This is a genomic window from Pedobacter sp. Leaf194, from assembly GCF_001423945.1.
Taxonomy (GTDB): domain Bacteria; phylum Bacteroidota; class Bacteroidia; order Sphingobacteriales; family Sphingobacteriaceae; genus Pedobacter.
Window position 1 is genome coordinate 53,635 of record NZ_LMPU01000008.1, and the last position, 21,169, is coordinate 74,803.

At 39.6% G+C, this 21,169-nt stretch carries 17 protein-coding genes and 2 tRNA genes; 11 read left to right on the forward strand and 8 right to left on the reverse strand.

Annotated elements, in window-relative coordinates; genetic code table 11:
- Positions 1-52: 52 nt before the first annotated feature.
- The 3 genes from ASG14_RS07940 to ASG14_RS07950 all read right to left on the reverse strand — a co-directional run bounded on the left by ASG14_RS07940 (position 53) and on the right by ASG14_RS07950 (position 2,513).
- Positions 53-793, reverse strand: a complete 741-nt coding sequence (locus ASG14_RS07940; protein WP_056870544.1) for a LytTR family DNA-binding domain-containing protein — start codon at positions 791-793, stop codon at positions 53-55.
- A gap of 291 nt (positions 794-1,084) precedes the next feature.
- The gene (locus ASG14_RS07945) at positions 1,085-1,780 is read right to left on the reverse strand and encodes a hypothetical protein (protein WP_056870545.1); all 696 of its coding nucleotides are present in this window, start codon (positions 1,778-1,780) and stop codon (positions 1,085-1,087) included.
- Between the two features lie 40 nt (positions 1,781-1,820).
- Positions 1,821-2,513, reverse strand: a complete 693-nt coding sequence (locus tag ASG14_RS07950; protein ID WP_162238721.1) for a hypothetical protein — start codon at positions 2,511-2,513, stop codon at positions 1,821-1,823.
- Between the two features lie 246 nt (positions 2,514-2,759).
- Between ASG14_RS07950 and ASG14_RS07955 the strand changes: the two genes are divergently transcribed.
- Entirely contained in the window at positions 2,760-2,939 is a 180-nt protein-coding gene (locus ASG14_RS07955; RefSeq protein WP_157274872.1) for a hypothetical protein, read from the forward strand.
- Here the strand turns inward: ASG14_RS07955 and ASG14_RS07960 are convergent.
- The 4 genes from ASG14_RS07960 to glgP all read right to left on the reverse strand — a co-directional run bounded on the left by ASG14_RS07960 (position 2,925) and on the right by glgP (position 7,243).
- A complete protein-coding gene (locus tag ASG14_RS07960) occupies positions 2,925-3,572 on the reverse strand; it encodes a hypothetical protein (RefSeq protein ID WP_056870548.1) in 648 nt (215 codons plus the stop codon). The genes ASG14_RS07955 and ASG14_RS07960 overlap by 15 nt on opposite strands.
- A 29-nt stretch (positions 3,573-3,601) precedes the next feature.
- On the reverse strand, positions 3,602-4,381 hold the full coding sequence (locus tag ASG14_RS07965) for a hypothetical protein (protein ID WP_056870549.1): 780 nt from the start codon (positions 4,379-4,381) through the stop codon (positions 3,602-3,604).
- A 40-nt stretch (positions 4,382-4,421) separates the two neighbouring features.
- Positions 4,422-5,060 carry an RDD family protein gene (locus tag ASG14_RS07970; protein WP_056870550.1) on the reverse strand — a complete coding sequence of 213 codons (639 nt, stop codon included), beginning with the start codon at positions 5,058-5,060 and terminating at the stop codon, positions 4,422-4,424.
- Between the two features lie 536 nt (positions 5,061-5,596).
- On the reverse strand, positions 5,597-7,243 hold the full coding sequence (gene glgP, locus ASG14_RS07975; RefSeq protein WP_056870551.1) for an alpha-glucan family phosphorylase: 1,647 nt from the start codon (positions 7,241-7,243) through the stop codon (positions 5,597-5,599).
- A gap of 225 nt (positions 7,244-7,468) precedes the next feature.
- Between glgP and ASG14_RS07980 the strand changes: the two genes are divergently transcribed.
- The 8 genes from ASG14_RS07980 (at position 7,469) to ASG14_RS08015 (ending at position 17,935) form a co-directional block, all read left to right on the forward strand.
- Positions 7,469-7,544 (forward strand) — tRNA-Gly (locus tag ASG14_RS07980).
- 68 nt (positions 7,545-7,612) lie between these two features.
- Positions 7,613-7,696: transfer RNA gene (locus ASG14_RS07985), tRNA-Leu, on the forward strand.
- A 204-nt stretch (positions 7,697-7,900) separates the two neighbouring features.
- On the forward strand, positions 7,901-10,489 hold the full coding sequence (locus ASG14_RS07990) for a PAS domain S-box protein (RefSeq protein WP_056870552.1): 2,589 nt from the start codon (positions 7,901-7,903) through the stop codon (positions 10,487-10,489).
- An 84-nt stretch (positions 10,490-10,573) separates the two neighbouring features.
- Positions 10,574-10,999, forward strand: coding sequence for an SRPBCC family protein (locus tag ASG14_RS07995; protein WP_056870553.1), 426 nt, complete (start codon positions 10,574-10,576; stop codon positions 10,997-10,999).
- A 176-nt stretch (positions 11,000-11,175) separates the two neighbouring features.
- The gene (locus tag ASG14_RS08000; protein WP_056870554.1) at positions 11,176-12,564 is read left to right on the forward strand and encodes a TolC family protein; all 1,389 of its coding nucleotides are present in this window, start codon (positions 11,176-11,178) and stop codon (positions 12,562-12,564) included.
- A gap of 12 nt (positions 12,565-12,576) precedes the next feature.
- Entirely contained in the window at positions 12,577-15,861 is a 3,285-nt protein-coding gene (locus ASG14_RS08005) for an efflux RND transporter permease subunit (protein WP_056870555.1), read from the forward strand.
- A gap of 13 nt (positions 15,862-15,874) precedes the next feature.
- Positions 15,875-16,972: an efflux RND transporter periplasmic adaptor subunit gene (locus tag ASG14_RS08010; RefSeq protein WP_056870556.1), complete on the forward strand. Its 1,098-nt coding sequence runs from the start codon at positions 15,875-15,877 to the stop codon at positions 16,970-16,972.
- 24 nt (positions 16,973-16,996) lie between these two features.
- Positions 16,997-17,935: an AraC family transcriptional regulator gene (locus ASG14_RS08015; RefSeq protein ID WP_056870557.1), complete on the forward strand. Its 939-nt coding sequence runs from the start codon at positions 16,997-16,999 to the stop codon at positions 17,933-17,935.
- Here ASG14_RS08015 and ASG14_RS08020 read toward each other — a convergent pair.
- Positions 17,932-18,525, reverse strand: coding sequence for a 2OG-Fe(II) oxygenase (locus tag ASG14_RS08020; protein WP_056870558.1), 594 nt, complete (start codon positions 18,523-18,525; stop codon positions 17,932-17,934). The two genes, ASG14_RS08015 and ASG14_RS08020, sit on opposite strands and share 4 nt — an antisense overlap.
- A gap of 183 nt (positions 18,526-18,708) precedes the next feature.
- On the opposite strand from ASG14_RS08020, the gene ASG14_RS08025 reads away from it, so the two are divergent.
- Together ASG14_RS08025 and ASG14_RS08030 are read left to right on the forward strand one after the other, a co-directional pair.
- Complete coding sequence (locus tag ASG14_RS08025; RefSeq protein ID WP_056870559.1) at positions 18,709-19,560, forward strand: dienelactone hydrolase family protein; 852 nt, start codon at positions 18,709-18,711, stop codon at positions 19,558-19,560.
- Positions 19,561-19,575: 15 nt separating this feature from the next.
- Entirely contained in the window at positions 19,576-21,156 is a 1,581-nt protein-coding gene (locus tag ASG14_RS08030; RefSeq protein WP_056870560.1) for a hypothetical protein, read from the forward strand.
- Positions 21,157-21,169: the final 13 nt, after the last annotated feature.

The window sequence follows — 21,169 nt, forward strand, 5'->3', positions numbered from 1 at the left end:
CAAGAACAGACAAAAAGAAACATACAACTGAAGAGTAGTATTCGAAAATTCATTAAGGAGCAGATAAAGCATTCAGAACATAGTTCCTTCTGCGGGAGGAAACAGGAATTTCTTCATCGTTTTTCAGCACCAGATACTCCGATTTAGAAATTTTATTTATATAGTTTTTATTTACCAAATACGATTGATGGGTGCGCAAAAAAAAGGGTGATCCCAATATTTCCTGATAATGTTTTAAGGGTTTTGAAACCAAGAGATTTTTTCCATTTTCCAGGTAGAAAAAAGTGTAAGGACCGTCGCCCTTACAATAAATAATATCCTTTACTAAAATAATATGGGTTTGACTTATCGTGTGCAGCACAATATTCTGGGGTAAATTTTCCTCAATAATGGATTGTTGGGCAATCGCCAGACGCTCGTTCCAGTAACGATTCTTATCCCTTTTTTTTCGATATCGTTCCAGGGCATCGCTAAGTTCATCAGCATCAACAGGCTTTAAAAGGTAATCGAGCGCACCAAATTTTATTGCCTTTATGGCAAATTGATTGTAAGCAGTTATAAAAATAATATTTTCAGGAATGTCTTTCAACCCATTTAAAATATCGAAAGCAGTACCATCGATGAGTTGAATATCCATGAGAATGATATCGGGCTTTTGCAGGTCGATGAGTTTGATAGCGTCCTTAACGTTGGTGCTGTACCCAACAATTTTAACATCAGGCGCTCTTTCCAGTAACCAAGTTATCTCTTTTCTGATGGCTACTTCATCTTCGATAATGGCAATTGTTAGCATTGATTAATGAAATTGATAAGGCATTTAACAGCTGCATACTGCTGCACACGCTCTTTGTTCCTATGAAATATGTCTCTTATAAAACCTTCCTTTATAAAATAAGCAGGCCGGGCTTTTTTTAAAATGCTTTTTTATGCTCCAAATTTAGCCGGGGAACTTTCCAGTGCTTGGTAAATTTTGCAACCATAATGCAAAAACCGGGCAAAAACTGAAACCCTGACAAAAACCTAACAGCCGGATCATAAAACGGAAGCTTAGATTTGGCCGATGAAATAGCCGCCAGACGCCAATTTATTTTTCGAAATAGTTATAACCGATAAAATTTATGAGTTTTGCAACCTCATCCCTATCCAACACTTTATGCACAAAAAACACGTATTCGTCAGACTGCGTATCTATAAAACCCATCTGCATTCCGTGTTCATTTAAGCATTTGTTGTAAGTTCCAAATACGTCTTCAAGAAATAAGGTTGTGTTTCCGCCTATTTCTTTTGGGAAATCAACTTTTAACCCATTATAGTTTTTGTTCAATATATCGTCGAGAATCAGGATTAAGTCTTCAACTTCCTGTTTCCAGTCTAATCGTTCTATAAAACCTAAACTTTTCTCCGTCGAACAATCAACTACATAATTTAGTGTTGTGCCATAATTGTAATTCCCTTGATAATCGGTTAAATTTTCAAAAAAAGGCATTAATTTTTGCTGAGTTTGTGTTGGGCAACAGTGTTTAACCAATTCGATATAAGACCCTTTTTGTATTTCAAAATCTGGCATGTTGATGACGCGTTTTTCTTGAAATGGCTTTTCGATTGTTTTTTTCTTTTCAAATAACCACGCGATAAGCTCAGTGATATCCCGCTTAACCCAAATCCAAAAAATGAGCATGCCAATTCCCCATATATAAAAGGTGAATGGAAGACAAATAATTTGATAAATGGTTACCAAAATTATGGCTATTAAAATTGCGTTGTAGATTACTTTCTTCATTGTATGCAGTTAGTTTAATTTCTGGTGGTTGTAGTTCAAATCAATATTCCAGTCGCGAACTAATGCAGTAGTAATATCGATCTTTGATTTTATATACTGCGTTCGGCGTATCGTCATCATCATTTTCAATTTTAAATACTTCCATGGCTTTGGTACTATAAATAATATAATGCTTAAAAAGCGTGCAACAAGCATCACTATCCTTTTTATTACTTCGCATGTAGTAATCGCCAGCAGAAGAGCTAAAGTTGATGGTTGTATCTTTGCCTTCTATCTGCAATCCATGCTCTACCAACGTAGTAAAGCGTAGTTTTAATGTATCTGAAAGCTGGTTCAGGCTATCGATAATGCTGTATTTTCTGTGTTTAAAGCTTTTAAAATCCCTGTAGTCCCTGTCTTCATACTTTTCCGGGTGTTTTATTTCATCTTTTATCCGATTGTTGTTTTTAATAATCAGTTCTACAATTTGCTGGTAACCAGCAATTTTATCGGTTTCGGCTTTTATAGGAACTAAGTCGCCCTCATAGCCATTGCGGTTTGAGCGGCAGTTTACAAAAAATGTGAAAACTGCCAACATGGATACTAATGTTAAGAAATGTGTTTTAGTTGGTTTCTCTTTTCTTTGGGTTGAATACATTTCCATCTCAGTCTCGTTCAAATTAATGAAGTGCGCAGTCTTAATGTCGGCTTCACTTGGCAACAGGCTTGGCATTAGATGTTCTTGCTGCTTCATGTGCGCATAAAGTGTATAACTTACAGCACCAAGCTTAAAACCTTTAACTTTTTTTCGATTCGGCAAACGCAACATTGCAAAAGAAAACGGAACTTAAGATTAAAATGGGTTTTAGCCTGGTGTGCATGTTTTGTAATAAATCGCAAATAAACCTCTTCATGTTGAAAAAAGGCATTCTCAATTACAATTCGCTGGCTTCCATTTACGATTCGTAGCAAAATGCCTCATTTTCTAAACCTGATAACAGTGAAAATCTTTTTTATTGGCCAAAAGCATATGCCTTTTAGTTGGCACAATATTACTGCTATCGGTAAAACTTACCGAAAGCACAAAAAAATTGTAACGGATAGCAGGGCTTATGGAACCGATGAAATGGCAAACCCTCGTTTTCCAAAACCTGAAGACTTTGCTTTATTTTTGATTTAAAAATTCATCTGCCTTTATTGGCGCAAATTCCTTTTTATCTTCATTCCAGAGGTATGCTTTGTAATAAACCTGTTTATCGTCATGATTTTCTTTACAAACCCCGGAAACGAACAGCCTGCTCGAACTTTTACAAAGCACCGCATCTTCTGCGAAAAGGCAGGAGTTTTCTTCACCTAGTGGTAAATCGTAAATTTTACCGTCTCTAACATCAACCATGAAACCCATAATACAACTTGCCCCGCAGCCAAACGTGGATAGCACATAATGGCCTGCAAAACTCACCTCGGTGGTTTTATAAGATTCGGTAATGCGGGTTTTAAAATCCCGGGCACCGGGATAACTAGACCAATCTATTGGAGCTGGCGCAATGTGCGACTTAGAGATATCGGTGTGGAACTTTTCAAAGTTGATGCTATCGCTATAGTTAATCTCTTTTTCTTCTGTTGCTGCACTGCTTGTTTGACTTGTATCTAGAGGCTGAGCTACCGGTACCGGCATTACAATGGTGCTATCGGCATTGCTCGTGTTAATGGCATTCGCAACCGAATCTTTCGGGGTTTGAGTATTGTTCGACTTGTTGTTACACGCCAATGCAAACAAAATCATAATCAAGCCAAAGAATATTTTTTTCATATCAGTTTGCTGAGGTTTCTGCTTCGAATTTAATAATAAAAATATTGCTTCGAATTTGGAATTTTTAGCTCCACTTTGCCCGCAATAAAACCATCCATTTTCGGAATCGCCTTGAAGGGGTATTTAAAGTTCTTTGTCGATTTTGGAAATTGAGGCGTCCCATCGTCGCAGTCTTCTCCGTCGTAGTCTATATGTACATTTTTTGTAGAAAAATTGATGTCGTATGTGTGGTCGAAGCCACAGTTGTAACGGTCGTTATAAGTGGAGCCGATTAAAAACCAATCGCTGTTTTGATAGCGAAAAACATTTCGAAACATGCTTGTGTGGCGGGAATTGTGCCAGTATGTTTGCTCCACAATTAATGTGTTATTTTTAATTTTTAGCGCAAGCGTTACGCCATTTTCGAAACAAAAACCACAATCGCTACTGTTCCACAACACCGAAGTATTTTGTTTCCAAAGCTTTAATGATCCGTTAATGGTTTTGCAGATGTAAAGGACTCTTTTAAAACCAGTGCTGTCTTTTTTAGTAGAATTGTAAGCAAATGCAACTTCTTCTACGCCATCTTTGTCCAAATCGCCATGAGTTTCTAGTACTTTTTTAAACCCGGCTGGCGCTTTAAAATCAGTTAACGTCTGGCCGGAAGTTTTTGCGGCAAACACAATCAGGATTATACTTAGTAAAACTCTAAAATTCGATGTAAAAAAAACGTTTGCGCCCATTATTTGGTGTTTTTGTTCGTCGTTCATAATCAAGGTTATTCGTCCGCTCAAATCATCATAAGCTGTAGTGAAGCCAACCTCCAACATACCAACCGAGTTAATTAATTGCCTTGCCTCCTATTCAGAGTTATTTTTCTACAACAATTGTACCCGCCACAAAATCGTGAAAACCTTTATGTTTGTCGTTAAAAAGAAGCACAACATTTATTAACGGAATCGCTTTAACAAAACCTCTCAATAAATAACGAACTGCGGTTATGGGCTTTTCATCATCATCGGAAACGGTTTGTATGGCCAGAAGTTTTTTGCCAATGGTACCTTTGAAAAACAACTCCATTATAAAAAAGTAAATCACCCAAACCGGAAAAAACACCAGGTAAAACTTATTATGAAACAAATCAGGCAAATACTTAACCACAAAGGCAAGTGGAAAATTTAAAATGATTAAAAAAATCATATCAATGATGTATGCGCCTAACCGTTTGCCAACAGCGGCAAGTGGTTTCGATAAGCTGTCAATATCAGCAGTTGAAGAAGTATATGTATTGCCTAAAAAGCTGGCATTCGGCACATAAGCAGTTTTACAAAATGTACATTCCAAAGTGTCTCCAACATTATTTAGTGGTATCAGTGGGATAAAAAACACCGAAAAATATTTTTTATTCTGTTTTAACAAGTAAGTTCTTTCCATATTGCACCGCGGACAAACGAACGTGCCTGACCTTAATGTTTTTCCGATAACCTTAGTTCCAAAAATGACTAACATAAAATATTTATTTCAGTGTAAAATCTTGCTTTCATAGCGCTTTTATTTTTTATTCCCGCTCCGAGCAATTGTTCAATGCAACGTTAATATCATAAAATTCTCTTAATTGAAACTTCACATCAACCGCACAAAAAATTCAAATTATAAATTTTTTCCTTTTTTTTTGCGCTTAATTACAATTCGTAGCCTTCCGGTTATTATTCGCAAGGTTTTATAAACATTTACTGATATTATTTTTCGTAGCGCAACGGCAGTTCTATAACTTCCGTAGGTTCCCGTGTTCCGCTAAACGCTTCGGGTTTCATTCTTCAACCCTGCAGGGTATCGCTTCACCCGGGGCTATTGGAAAAAACCACATAGATTTTTAATGGCTACCCGCAAAAACCCATGCACAAGAAAGGGAAATAAAAAAATGCTAATTCAGACGTTCAATGTCTTTGCGTATACTGCAGCCCATTAGCTTTTTGTTATCCGAATGGATAAGCAAATGGTGGAAACCTGTTCCACCTTTGCGATTGTTTTAAAGAATTGATAGTTTACACATACATTTTTTCGTAGTACTCTTTAGCCATTCTGGCTGATTCAAATGCTGGCACAACATCCTTAAAAGCTTTTAAAACCATTTCGTTCCATTTTTCAGGCTTGTTGTAATAAGTTGTTAAAACTTTTGTTTCGATAACATCCATCAGGTTTTCATTTTCCTGAGCGTCCGTGTCGTGTTCTGCCAAACCTTTAGCTGCTGGCTCAATGATAAAACAGTTTTCATCATCAACGGCAAACTCCGGTATCCACCCATCAGGAATTGAAAGATTTACTGATGCATTTATTGCGGCTGTCATGCCACTAGTTCCTGATGCTTCGCGGTACATTTTCGGATTATTTAACCAAACATCCGAACCTTTTTTCAGCAAGGCAGATAAACCAAGTTCGTAGCCTACAAGCACCGCACAATTTGCCAGCGATTTTGTTTTCACGATTATCTCATTAAAAATTTCATTGGCTTTTGTATCTTCAGGGTATGGCTTTCCGGCCCAGATTACCTGTACAGGCATTTCGGTATTGCTCATTAATTTTAAAAAGCGTTCCCAATTGTACATTAACAAGTCTGCTCGTTTGTAGGCAGCAAATCGTCTCGCCCATACAATCGTTAAAACGTTTTCATCAAATAATTTCCCGGTTTGATTTGCAACTTCGCTAAAAAGCTGCTTTTTCAGTTCCTTTTTTCGTGTCTTTATTCCAGCGCCATCTTTGGCCTTGAATTTCTCATCCAAGACAGAATCCTGCCAGTATTTATAGTTTTGAGCGTTCGTGATAGAGGTAATTTCGCAAATACCAGTATAACTACCCCACATTTCTCTTGCCACTTCGCCATGAAGCTTAGAAACACCGTTAGCTTTTTTCGAGCACTTCAACGCAGCCAGCGTATAGTTAAATTTATCACCTTCTAAACCAAGAATAAACTTAACTTCATGATCTTGCAAGTGATAAAAGAAAGACATATCCTTTAAGAGTTTGTAATCATGCTCTTCATTACCAGCAAGTTCGGGCGTATGGGTTGTGAAAATAACGCGTTTTTTAATTTCCTCAAGACTTTTAAACTTCGAATACAGGTAAAAATTTAGTGGTACCGCGTGTCCTTCATTCATGTGGTAAAAATCCGGATTAATGTTTAGCTCATCGAGAAGCATGCCGCCGCCGATACCAAGAATTATTGATTGTGCAACCCGCGTTGCTTCGTTCGGGTCATATAATCTATGGGTAATGCTTTTGCTCACTTCATCGTTTTCTTCTAAGTCGGTGCTTAATAAAAAGAGAGGTGCCGAACCGAAAGTTTCTGGTTGTAGCAAATATGCTTTTACTTTTACCATAGCGCTATGAACTGGCACTGAAAATACAATGCCGGTATCTTTCAAGAAAGAATAATCTTTTTGTATAAAAGTGGGCACCATTTTACCATCCTTATCTTTAACCTGGTCGTAATAGCCATATTTCCATAAAATGCCAATTCCAAGCAAGTTTTGTTTAAGTTCGAAGGCGCTTCTGAGGTGAGAACCTGACAAAAAACCGAGTCCGCCACTGTAAATTTTTAGCGATTGATCTATCGCGAATTCCATTGAAAAATAGGCAACTGATTTATTAAATTGTTGTTCGGGCGTATATCCGAAAATTTCGGTTGGGGTCATATTGCGATAATTAAGGTTTAAATAAACAAGACTTTAGAACAGCATAAGCGTTACAAAGTTTTCAAAAGTTATTGTTATAAACATACGATTTACATTTTTAATAATGTTGGTAGCTACATTAAGTTTCCATACGCAGTTTTCGTAATTATTTCAAATTATTTTTGAAACAAAACTAAATTTTCTATATTTGCAACCCCAAAGGGAATACAGCGATTGTATTATTACGCGAAAGTAGCTCAGTTGGTAGAGCACGACCTTGCCAAGGTCGGGGTCGCGAGTTCGAATCTCGTCTTTCGCTCCAGATGCCTTCCTACCAGAAGGCATTTATTTTACACATTAACTAAGCCTTTTTTTTAAGACTTAATTAATGCTCGGGTGGTGGAACTGGTAGACACGCAGGACTTAAAATCCTGTGCTTTCAAAGGCGTGCGGGTTCGATTCCCGCCCCGAGTACTTCAAAAAAGCATAATAAGCCTTCATTTCTGAAGGCTTTTGTTTTATACCGCAATTTATGATGAAAGATTTGATTGGACAGAACGTTAATCGTACACGAAACAACTTCGCACAACTAAAATGTTTAAAGCAAATAATTGCTGATCAGAAAACAAAAAATTAAGCTAGCTTGTTATATTCGTTTAAAAAACTTCAAACGCCTGAATGAATTTTCTAAAGTCGCCATTATTTAAAGCCCTTTTTAATGATAATGTTCCAAGAATAATCCTTCATACCGATATTCCCGATTTTACAATTGCCGCCTATAACGACACTTTCAAAACGACCACACATCTCAATGATCGCAATGTTATTGGCGAATCTGTTTGGACGGCATTTCCTAGGAACGAAAAAAATGATGGCCCCGATATCCTGATGAATGGCTTGACGAAGGCCATAGAAACAGGTCAGAAAACTGAACTTCCACCGCTTCGTTACGATATCCAATCAAAGGATGCTACAGTTGTGGAAGAAAGTTGGTGGCAGGTTGAAATTGAGCCAATTAAAGATGAAGATGGCAAAAGGCAATCACTCCATGTCATCACCCAGAACATCACAGATCAGGTACAAAAAAATAAAGAGTTTGATAATTATATCGAACGTGAACAGCTTTTAAACAGAAAGCTTTCTGAAACCCATGAGGAGCTCGCAGCATCTAACGAAGAGCTTCAGGCTAATTTAGAGGATCTACGATCTACTAATGAAGCCCTGGCAGGTTCGAGAAAGGAACTTCAAAGCTTAAATTTAGATCTCGAACGAAGAATTGACGAACGAACGAAGGATTTAGAGGCCAGTAAAATTCTTCTCCAAAATATAATTGCAACGGCAAATATTGCCATGACGTTGCTTAAGGGTACCGAACTGATTATCGAACTGCCTAACCCGAAAATGCTACAAATCTGGCAGCGGGATTTAACCAGTGTTAACGAAAAAAAACTGACCGACGTTTTTCCGGAACTACAAAACCAGCAGTTTCCGCAATTATTAGCTGATGTTTTTAGCACTGGCAAAAGGGTGGCAATGCCGCAGGTTTCTGTGGAGATTTTGCTGCCCACAGGCGAATTGAAACTCATTTATGTAGACTTCTCTTACGATCCGATTTTTGGTAATGATGGCGAAGTTGAATACATTTTAGCCTCTGTTATCAATATAACCGATCAGGTTGAGAACTTGAAACGCCTGGAGGAAAGCCAGGCCGAATTGCAGGCAACAACCGAAGAACTTGCCGCATCAAACGAAGAATTATCTGCCACTAATGAAGAGTTGGCAACAACAAATGAAGAATTGCAGGAGGCTCAGGAAAGTTTATTCATTAAAAACGAAGAGCTTGCGGAAACAGAAGAAAGTTTACGTTTGGCGCTTGACTCGGGCAACCTCGGAATTTATAACGTTGTGCCAGGCAGTGGTAAGTTCGATATCTCCAATAAAGCAAGAGAATTTTACGGCTTGCCTTCAAGTGGAGAAATTTCATGGACGGACGTTACGGCTACCGTTGTGCCAGAATATTTGCAGATTATAGAAAGGGCCAGACTTAAAGCACTGGCCACCCAAAAACCGTTTGACGTTCAATACCCAATCATTCAACCTAATACAAATAAAACAAAATGGATTAGAGTTGTTGGCAAAAGTGTAGGCGAAACCAAACTTAGGCCGGCCCGTTTTTTAGGCGTTATAATGGACATTACTGAAGAGGTTGAACACCGTCTGGTTTTGGAAGAAAGTGAAGACCGTTTCCGCACTATGGCCGAAGCAACAGATGTTTTTATAGCCGTTGGCGATGTTACAGGGAATGCGATTTACTTTAACAAAGCGTGGACCCGCTTAACCGGACGCGTAATGGATGAGTTGCGGGAGTTTGGTTGGTCGGATCTTATTCATCCGGAAGATAAAGACAGATATGTTAATATTTATCTATCTGCATTTGATAAGCAGGAGCCATTTACCGGAGAATTTAGAATACTTGGCAAAGACGGCGAGTATACCTGGCTGCTGGCGAAAGGAACACCGCGTTTCCACGCAGATGGAACTTTTACAGGCTATATCAGTTCGAGCTTCGACATTACCGAACTTAAGAAAGACGAACTCCGTAAAAACGATTTCATTGGCATGGTTAGTCATGAATTAAAAACACCACTAACCGCAATTAGTGGCTTTATACAGGTTTTACAAGCCAGAGCCAAAAAGAACGACGATACTTATACGCTGCATGCCCTAAATCGTGCTTACAACCAGGTGAAGAAAATGACAACGATGATAAACGGCTTCTTAAACGTTTCCCGTTTAGAATCGGGGAAATTACTGATCGAAAAAACCGATTTTCAACTAGATGAGCTGCTGCAGGAGCTGATAGATGAAAGCGATCTTGTTCAATTCTCGCACGAGCTTGTGCTAAACATAGCCGAACCGATAACCGTTAAGGCAGATCGGGATAAGATTGGGAGCGTAATATCTAATTTATTAAGCAATGCTGTAAAATATTCTTCTGCAGGCACTAAAATAGATATTGAGTGCCATCTAAAAAATGGTAATGCATTTGTAAGTGTTACAGATTATGGAATTGGAATAGATTCGGAAGATTTGAACAAACTATTCGACAGATATTATCGTGTGGGGAAAAACCATACGGTTTCCGGCTTTGGTATAGGCCTTTATCTCAGCGCCGAGATTATTGCCAGACACGACGGAATTATTGGTGTTGAAAGTGAAGTAGATAAAGGTTCTACCTTCTACTTTGAAATTCCTGTAGCCGGTTAGTTTCAATTGCCCTGAAATTTGTCTCGTTTCCCCTTTTTGAATTCTAAAATCTTAAAATATCTTTATTGAAAAAATAAATGAGATATGGCAACAGAAAACCTAACACCAATAACCATAGAAGCAGCAATAAATGCACCTGTAGAAAAGGTGTGGGAATATTGGAACAACCCTGAACACATAAAAAACTGGGCATTCGCATCTCCGGAATGGCATGCGCCAAATGCGGCAAATGACCTGCGGGTGGGTGGAAATTTTTCAACAACAATGGCCGCACGCGATGGCAGCATGAGTTTTGAATTCGGTGGAACATATACAACGGTTGAAGAACATAAATTAATTCAGTATGTATTGGCTGATGGAAGGCAAGTAAAAATTGTTTTTGAAGCGGATGGCGAGCAAACGCGGATTGCCGAAACCTTTGATCCTGAGACTACGAACCCCCTGGAAATGCAGCGTGGTGGTTGGCAGGCAATCCTGGATAACTTTAAGAAATTAGCTGAAGATAACTAGCTAATTTTAATATCGAACGAAAATCCCCTGAGAAATCAGGGGATTTTTTATTATGAATGCATTTCACCGATATTAAGTAACAATTACAATATTATTTGATTTGCATAACAATTGATTTGCTTTAAATACTTCGATATTGCAATCATAATTTACATTTGCGGTGTAAAATTCACACTATGCCTCGAAAGTTCATTCCTTACTTTGGTTTATTATTGATATTCTTGAATGCATACACCGTTAATGCCCAGGTTTTAACACTAAAAGAAGCGCTTGCCACGGCTTTAGCAAATTATGGCACCATCGAAGCAAAGAATAATTATGCAAATGCATCAAATTCTATTATTAAACAAACCAGGCGAGAATATTTACCAAACTTTACCATAAGTGCCCAGCAAGATTATGGAACAATTAACGGGCAAAATGGTCCGCAATATGGTTTGGGAGGATTGGGGACAGCCTCCTCAGGACCTGCGCTGGAAAAACAAAACTGGAATGCCGCTTTTGGCGCCTTGTACCTTGCAAACATAAACTGGGATTTCTTTACTTTTGGGCGGATTAGACAACGTATTCAGGTTGCGGATGCAGCTTTTCAACGGGATAAAAGTGACTTGGAACAAGAAAAATTTCAGCACGAAATCAGGGTCACCGCCGCCTACCTCAATTTACTTGCGTCGCAACGTTTAACAAAATCGCAGGAAAAAAATTTATCAAGGGCACTCACCTTTCAAAATATTGCAATAATAAGGGCGAAGAATGGCTTAATCGCCGGCGTAGATTCCTCGTTCGCAAAAGCAGAGGTTTCGAGTGCAAAGATTGCATTAACCCGGGCTAAAGACGTTGAGCAGGAACAGGCAAACCGGTTGGGCGTTTTGATGGGTGCAATTGCAACTAATTATGTAATCGATACCGCTGCAATAACGAAAATACCCGCCAACCTACTTTCAGGTAATATTGATACAAATCACCCTGTACTTAAATTTTATCAAAATAGAATCGATGTTAGCAATCGGCAGGTAGATTATTTCAAAAAATTATATTATCCGGTATTCTCGTTTTTCGGTGTAATGCAAGGTCGAGGGTCTGGTTTCAGTTCGAATTATCTTTTAAATCAAACAGCATATTCAACAAGCTACTTTGATGGCATAAATCCATCCCGTGCAAACTATTTGATTGGAATAGGAATGACCTGGAATTTGACAACGCTACTTAGAAATCATCCGCAGGTTAGGGCGCAGCAATTTACAAGTGAAGCACTAAAGGATGAGTACGACCTTGCAGACCAGCAATTAAAGGCGCAACTTGCCTTGGCCGAGTCTAAGTTATCGAATGCGTTAGATAACTACAAAGAAGCGCCCATCCAGGTTAAAGCCGCATCAGATGCTTATTTACAAAAGAATGTGCTTTATAAAAACGGCCTTACCAACCTTGTCGATTTAGCGCAGACACTTTTTGCGCTTAACCGGGCCGAAACCGATAGAGACATTGCCTACACAAATGTTTGGCAGGCACTGCTCCTGAAATCTGCCGCTTTAGGAAATTTCGAATTATTTATCAACGAGTTTTAACCAGCCACTACAATGAACCTAATACGTTTCGCATTACGCAAACCAATTTCAATACTTGTTTTAGTAGCAGGCTTGTTTTTCTTCGGTATTGGCGCAATCAACCAAATCAAAGTTGATATTCTGCCTCAGATGAATTTGCCGGTTATCTACATTGCCCACCCTTTCGGTGGCTACACGCCAAACCAAATGGAGGCTTATTTCGGCAAGCAATACGTTAATATTTTGTTGTTCGCCAATGGTATAAAAAGCATCGAAACCAAAAACACACAAGGTTTAATGCTGATGAAACTGACTTATTATGAAGGCACGAATATGGCGCAGGCCGCTGCAGAACTAAGTGCGCTATCCACAAGGGCACAGGCAATTTTTCCGCCCGGTTCGCAGCCTCCATTCGTAATCCGGTTTGATGCTTCTTCACTTCCTGTTGGTCAGCTTGTTTTAAGCAGCCCGACCCGCACAAACAACGAATTACAGGATTTAGCCAACACGTACATCAGGCCCGGTTTCTCTGCAATTCCGGGATTGCTCTCACCTGCCCCATTTGGGGGCAGCCCCAGAACCATCGAAATCAACGTTAATCCTTCACTTTTACGTTCGCACAACCTAACTGTAGATCAGGTTGTTGAAGCCATTCGGTTAAACAATCAAACAGCACCATCAGGTAACATCAGAATCGGCGATAAAAACTACATCACACCAACGAACTACACCATAAAGAAGGTTAAGGATTTTGAAAACATACCGTTATTTAAAGGCGCAGTTCAAAATTTACAGCTTCGCGATGTGGCAACCGTTAAAGACGGTGCCGACTTAGTTGCCGGTTATGCGCTTATAAACGGAAAGCGTTCCGTGTATTTAAGTATCGCAAAATCTGGTGATGCCTCTACTTGGGATGTGGTGAAAAACCTTAAGAAGAACCTACCAAATATTCAGTCTTCATTACCAGAAGACGTAAAACTTTCTTACGAATTTGACCAATCAGTATATGTAATTAACGCGGTAAAGAGTTTGATAAGTGAAGGTGCGATTGGCGCTATTTTAACGGGCCTGATGGTTTTGCTTTTTCTTGGAGATAAACGTGCTGCCCTAATTGTTATTTTAACGATTCCAACCTCGATTATTGCAGGCGTTTTGTTTTTAAAGCTTTTTGGCCAAACCATTAACATAATGACTTTGAGTGGGTTGGCTTTAGCCATCGGGATTTTAGTTGATGAATCTACGGTAACAATTGAGAACATTCACCAGCATTTTGATATGGGAAAACCAAAAGCCCTGGCCATTTGGGATGCCTGTAAAGAAATTGCCTTCCCAAAATTGTTAATTCTATTTTGCATTTTGGCCGTTTTTGCACCGGCATTTACCATGACTGGAATACCCGGCGCTTTGTTTTTGCCGCTGGCGCTGGCAATCGGTTTCTCTATGATTGTTTCTTTCCTGTTGTCTCAAACCTTTGTGCCGATAATGGCAAACTGGCTAATGAAAGCGCATCCGGCAAAAGGAACTCAAAACCATCATGGGATTACCCACGATGAAGCAGACTTTGTAGCGAGCGGACTTTCACTTGAATCTGAACGAGATACCCTCAACCAAAAAAAGATTTTAGCCGACCGTGAAGACTTTGAAAACGATGGTAAAATCGGGTTTTTTGATAAATTCAGAAATCGTTTTATGCGTTTTCTCGACAGTATATTTCCACATCGAAAATCCGTTGTATTAATCTATCTTTTCGCAATTATTGGCTTAGCTGCACTGCTATTGTTTAACATTGGGCGAGACGTTTTGCCGAGGGTAAACTCAAGTCAGTTTCAATTAAGGTTACGTGCACCCGATGGAACCCGGCTGGAGCGTACCGAAGAAAAAGCGAATACAGTATTAGCGGAGCTTAAAAAAATGGTTGGCCCTGAACATGTGGGCATTTCATCAGTTTACGTGGGCCAACACCCGGCCCAGTTTTCGGTTAATCCAATATATTTGTTTATGACAGGCCCGCACGAAGCTGTTTTCCAGGTGAGTTTAAAAGATTTTGAAGGCGATATGGATGATTTCAAAGATGCTTTCAGGACGAAAATTAAAAACGTTTTGCCAGACGTTAAGCTCTCATTTGAGCCAATTGAGTTAACGGACAAGGTTTTGAGCCAGGGTTCGCCAACGCCCGTTGAAGTTCGCATTGCAGGGAAAAACAAAAAATTAAATGAAAAGTACGCGAATAAAATCCTGGCAGAGTTAAAGGAAATACCCTACATGCGTGACGTTCAAATTGCCCAACCCATTAAATATCCATCGTTAAATATTGATATAGACCGGACAAGAGCAGCACAAATCGGCGTAGACATGGCTGATATTTCCCGTTCGCTTATCGCGTCAACATCATCATCGCGTTACACAGATAAAAACATTTGGCTCGACGAAAAGGCAGCATTGCCTTACAGTGTTCAGGTTCAGGTACCATTAAATCAGATGACAACCAGAGACGATATTGGCGAAATTCCACTGTTGAAAAACTCCACCAGACCTGTTTTAAGTGATGTTGCCAAAATTACTCCTGATACAACTTATGGTGAAAACGACAATGTTGGCGCAATGCCCTTCCTATCGGTAACGGCCAACCTTTACCACACAGATTTAGGAACAGCCTCTAAAGATGTTGAGAAAGCCATAAAAGATGTTGGGGAATTGCCCCGCGGTTTAAATGTTTCGGCCATTGGCTTAAGTAAAGTGCTCACCGAAACACTTGATAGTTTACAATCGGGATTGCTGGTCGCCATCGTGGTGATCTTTTTAATGCTGGCAGCCAATTTCCAGTCATTCAAAGTCCCTTTAGTTATTTTAGCTACCGTTCCTGCTGTCATTTTAGGCTCCCTATTATTGCTAACTATAACGGGTTCTACGCTTAATCTACAATCTTATATGGGCATTATTATGTCGGTAGGCGTTTCTATTGCTAATGCGGTGTTACTAATTACCAATGCCGAACAGTTAAGGAAACACAACGGAAATGCTTTGCAATCTGCAAGGGAGGCGGCAGCCTTGCGGTTAAGGCCAATCATTATGACGAGTATTGCAATGATTGCCGGTATGTTACCAATGGCCATCGGACATGGTGAAGGTGGCGGAGCAGTTTCTCCACTTGGCAGGGCTGTAATTGGTGGCTTACTGGCTTCAACATTTGCAGTTTTGATAATATTGCCATTGGTATTTGCATGGGTTCAGGGCAAACAAACTACCGATTCCATGTCTTTAGATCCTGAAGACAAAGACAGTGTACATTATATAAAAGGTTTAGAAGAAAACGCATAACAGCAAACAATACATGAAAACAAACATATTCTTAGCGGCCGTTTTAGGTACTGGCTTTTTAATGCTAAGCCTGATTTACAGTTGCAGCAATGCTGAAAAGAAACGCCCTGAAAAACAACAGGAAGCTACCATTGCAACTTTCGGGCTGAAAAAAGATAGATTATCAACAGCATTAAATTTGCCGGGCGAACTGATTGCGTTGCAACAGGTAGATTTGTATGCAAAGGTCAGCAGTTTTGTAAAAACCTTAAAGGTAGATATCGGCTCAGAAGTAAAGAAAGGCCAGCTTTTAATGACTTTGGAAGCACCGGAAATGGGTTCGCAGGTTGCTGCAGCGCAATCGCGGTTGAAATCGCAGGAAGCAGTTTATGCCGCAAGTAAAGCAAATTACAACCGCTTGTACGAAACGAGTAAAACGCCAGGAACAATCTCTAAAAACGACTTGGAACAGGCGTTGGCAAAAAGAAATTCTGATATGGCGCAGTTTGAAGCTGCAAAGGCTTCGTACCGGGAGGTTGGAGCCATCCAAGGGTATCTTGAAATCAGGGCACCTTTCTCAGGAATTATTTCAGCAAGAAACGTAAACCTCGGCGCATATGTTGGTCCATCGGGTAAAGGGTCTGAATTACCGCTACTAACACTTCAGGATCAGAAAAATTTGCGCCTTGCGGTTTCAATACCCGAAGTTTATACAGGCTATTTAAAACAGGGCGATGAAGTAAGCTTTACGGTAAAATCACTTCCAAGTCAGGCATTTAAGGCGAAAGTTAAGCGATTATCTGGTGCCCTTGATTTGCGCTTGCGTTCTGAAAGAATAGAGATGGATGTTCCAAATTCTTCTAAAGTGCTGTTACCGGGTATGGTTGCGGAGATAAACATCCCGTTGCCAGCCAATGCCAGCACCTTTATTATCCCGAAAAAAGCGTTGTTGGATACAAGCGAGGGCTACTATGTTTTAAAAGTTGAGCAAAATAAGGCGGTAAAAGTCGCAATTAAAAAAGGCAGGGAAACCGATGATAAGGTTGAGATTTTTGGCGATTTGGCAGAAGGCGACAAACTGGTAGCAGCACCAACTGAGGAAATGCACGAGGGTATGACGATTAAACCTTAAATTTGAAAATAAGAAAATGAAGACATGTTAGCGAAAACCGATAACGCAAGCACTTTAACATCACCAGAAACGCTGCAGGATTTTTACAACAGGCTTAAAATAACACGCCCCGAAATCCCGACACCGAGTTTAGGCTTAGTTAATGATATTGGCCACTTCAACGTTTTTAACCGAGCTGTAGTTTGTACAAATACGCCCTCGGCTTTCAGCAGACGCGATTTCTATAAAATTTCTTTAATCATTGGAAACGGCATCTTACATTATTCAGATAAACAGATTGAAATTAGGGAAAGAGCACTTCTTTTCACCAATCCGAATGTACCTTATGCCTGGGAAAGCACATCTCCAACGCCGAACGGCTACTTTTGCCTCTTTACAGAAAACTTTATCCATAACAGAAACGAAAGTTTGAGGGAATCGCTATTGCATAAGATAAATGACAATCCGGTAGTTCATATCAATGCGGAAAAAGAAGAATTTATCAAAAGGATCTTTTCAAAAATGATTTCGGAAATGGATGGTGATTATGTTTATAAATATGACTTATTGCGAAACTATGTGCAGCTTATCGCCCATGAAGCCCTAAAAGTTATTCCTGAAGATAAGGTTTTCAAGCTAAATAATGCATCTGCACGCTTAACAACACAGTTCATCGAGCTTTTAGAACGCCAGTTTCCAATCGGTTCTACTGAACACGTTTTAGAATTAAGAACAGCCCACGATTTTGCTTACAGGCTTTTGGTTCATGTAAACCACTTAAACCATGCGGTAAAAGAAGTTACCGGCAAAACTACGTCGCATCATATCGCGAAAAGAATAACTACGGAAGCAATTGCCCTTTTAAGACACACCGAATGGAATATTGCTCAAATTGGTTATTGCCTTGGCTTTGAGTATCCTGCTAACTTCAACATTTTTTTTAAACGGCAAATGGGTCGTTCCCCTAAAGCTTTCAGAAACTAATCTACTTTCAGCCAACCGGTTATAGAAAGTCTTGCAACGTTTGTTGCTAAAACTTCATGTTCCAGAACATCGCTTTTAAAAAAAACGCTTTTCCCGTTTTCCGGGCTGATATTACGGGCAACCCCATCTTGGTAGATGCAAAGTTCTCCCCCATCGCCGGGTTTCCAGTCAACGTTTAAGTACATAACCATAGAATATTTCCGGCTGCCGTTATTTTTAAACTGATCTAAATGTTTTTTATAGAAACTACCCTCCTCATATAGCGTATAATGAAACTCATAACCGTTAATGCCCGTGTAGCAAGTTTGATTTAAGTGTAAGATAAAGCTATCCATCAAATCAAAAAAATCATTTTCATATTGATTATTATGTTCTCGGTCTAGCCAGTAAATTACATCACTTCGAACGAGTTTGTCCTGATTTACGACCATACTATTTCCGGTTCCTGCTGATAAGAACTGTTCATTTTTATACAATTCTGATATATTATTTCTCAGATGAGCGGCGAGTTTTGCATTTATAAAGTCATCAGCTATGCCGATTTCGTTTTCAATAAAAGTATCAATGAGTTTATTAAAGATTTTTTCCAATCGTTTTGGATTAAGGTTTTGCCGTTTGCAATACCTGTTACAAGGTAGACTTATTTATTGGATAAAAGCTTTCTTTTCAATGCATTAAATGAATTTAGAAACCTCGGGATATTAGCACTTTAACATTGTTTCAATTTCAGATTCAGAATGTTATCTTAGCTGCTACGATAAATCTCATCCCTCATGAATCAAAAAATCATCAACCTGTACGATAAGTACACACATAGCCAGCTTAGCCGCAAAGAGTTTATGAAAAAGCTCGCAATACTGACTGGAAGTACAGCCTTAGCGTTAACAGTTTTGCCTTTGCTGGAAAATAATTACGTAGCTGCTGCTGAGTTTTTAAGTGATGAAATCACATCAGAAGAAATAACATATCCTGGTGTTGAGGGCGAAATGAAAGCGATTTTAGCGAAACCAAAAGGTAAAAAAGCCTTGGGTGCGGTTTTGGTAATTCATGAGAATAGGGGCCTAAATCCACATATTATCGATGTTACTAAACGCGTTGCTGCTGAAGGCTTTATTGCACTTGGTGTAGATGCGCTATCACCACTGGGCGGCACGCCGACCGATGAAGATAAAGGAAGGGAATTGATCGGAAAACTGGATCCGGAAAAAAACCTACAGAACTATTTGAAGGGATTAGAGTACCTCCGTAAAATTAAAGGTGGCAATGGAAAAGTTGGTTGCATGGGCTTTTGCTGGGGCGGCGGCATGGCCAATAAACTGGCTGTAAATGACCCAAAACTGCAGGCATCTGTCGCCTATTATGGCGCACAACCCCCAGCGGCTGACGTACCCAAAATAAAAGCGAGCGTAATGATGCACTATGGCGGATTGGACGAGCGCATAAATGCTGGGATTCCGGCTTACGAAGCCGCATTAAAAGCTGCAAACATTGATTATAAAATTTTTATATATGACGGTGTAAACCACGCTTTTAACAATAACACATCGCCCACCCGCTACAATGAGGCTGCAGCAAAGCTTGCCTGGCAACGAACAATGGAATTATTTAAAAGTAAACTCGCCTAACACAGCAAAAGTATAATGAGAAAAAGCCTTAGTACGATCGTCATTTTTCTGGTTCTTTGCTCCTGTTCAAAAGGCCCAAAAACAGCAGAGGAAATTGAACTTACTCAAAACCCGGGTAAAGTAACGTCTAATATTGCGTTTAAAAACTATTTGGGTGTTAATGCTTTTGAGTGGGACTTTACAGAGCCAAACCAGTCTAATCGAATTAGTGAGGTTAGGATGGCAACAATAAATTGTTTCGGAGGGATTAGACATTACCTAGATTGGGAACGAATGGAATCGACCGAAGGTAAATACACCTTTAATCCCACGCACTCTGGCGGCTCTTATTATGACGTGATATACAGCAGGTTGAAAGCAGATAACCTTGGCCTGCTGGTTTGTATCAAAAATATTCCACCATGGCTTATGAATACTTATCCGGCCGACCAGCGGGGCGGAGATAATACGCCGGTTAATTTTGGAGCCGATAAAAGCAATCCTGAATCGTACATTAAGCAGGCAAGAATGGGCTTTCAGTTTGCAGCCAGATATGGTTCTAACCGAAATGTAGATCCAGCTTTAGTTTCGGTTAATACGGCCCCAAGATGGAACGCAGATGATTTAAATTCAGTAAAAATTGGCTTAGACCTTGTAAAATATGTTGAATGTAATAATGAGCCTGATAAATGGTGGGCAGGGAAAAAGGCACAACAAAGTGCTGAAGAATATGCTGCAAACTTATCGGCTTTTTACGATGGCAACAAAGGAAAAATGGGTAAAAACGTTGGCGTAAAAACGGCTGACCCAAACATGAAGGTAGTTATGGCCGGCCTGGGAGATGCAAAACCCGAGTTTGTTGCTAAAATGGTTGAATGGTGTAGAAAAAACAGAGGCTTAAAGGCCGATGGAACTATTGATTTGTGCTTTGATGTTATTAATTACCACTTGTACGCAAACGATGCTTTTTTAAATGGCGGAAACGCTACTACCGGCGTAGCCCCGGAGCTTTCGGAAATTGGTTCTGTTGCTGATAAGTTTATAAAAATGGCAAAGGAAAACGCTCCCGGGCTGGAAGTATGGGTTACGGAAACCGGTTACGACGTTGGTAAAACCCCTCAGTCTGCAATTGCAATTGGATCGAAAACTTCGTTTATTACACAGGCAGACTGGAATTTAAGGACTTCACTTCTATACGCCAGACATGGAATCTCGAGATGTATATTCTATATGCTTGACGACGCCGGAGGTGTTAATAACCCTACGCAATATAGCTCTTCAGGATTTCACAATGATGATTTATCTAAAAGACCATCGGCAGATTACATGCTCCAAACAAAAAAACTTATCGGAAACTATTTTTATTCGGCTACAATAAGCAATCAGCCTATAGTTGATTTGTATAAGCTTGATAAAAAAGAAATTTATGTATTAACCATTCCAGACCAGAAAGGTAGAACTTCAACCTATCAACTGGATTTGGGCTCGGCTACGCAAGCAGTTATTCATACCCTGCAAGTTGGAAAAGATGAAATGGCACATAAAACCGTAAACGTTACCAATGGAAAACTTCAGGTAGAAGTTTCGGAAACGCCGGTCTTTGTGGAAAAAATATAAGTAAGGGCCTTAA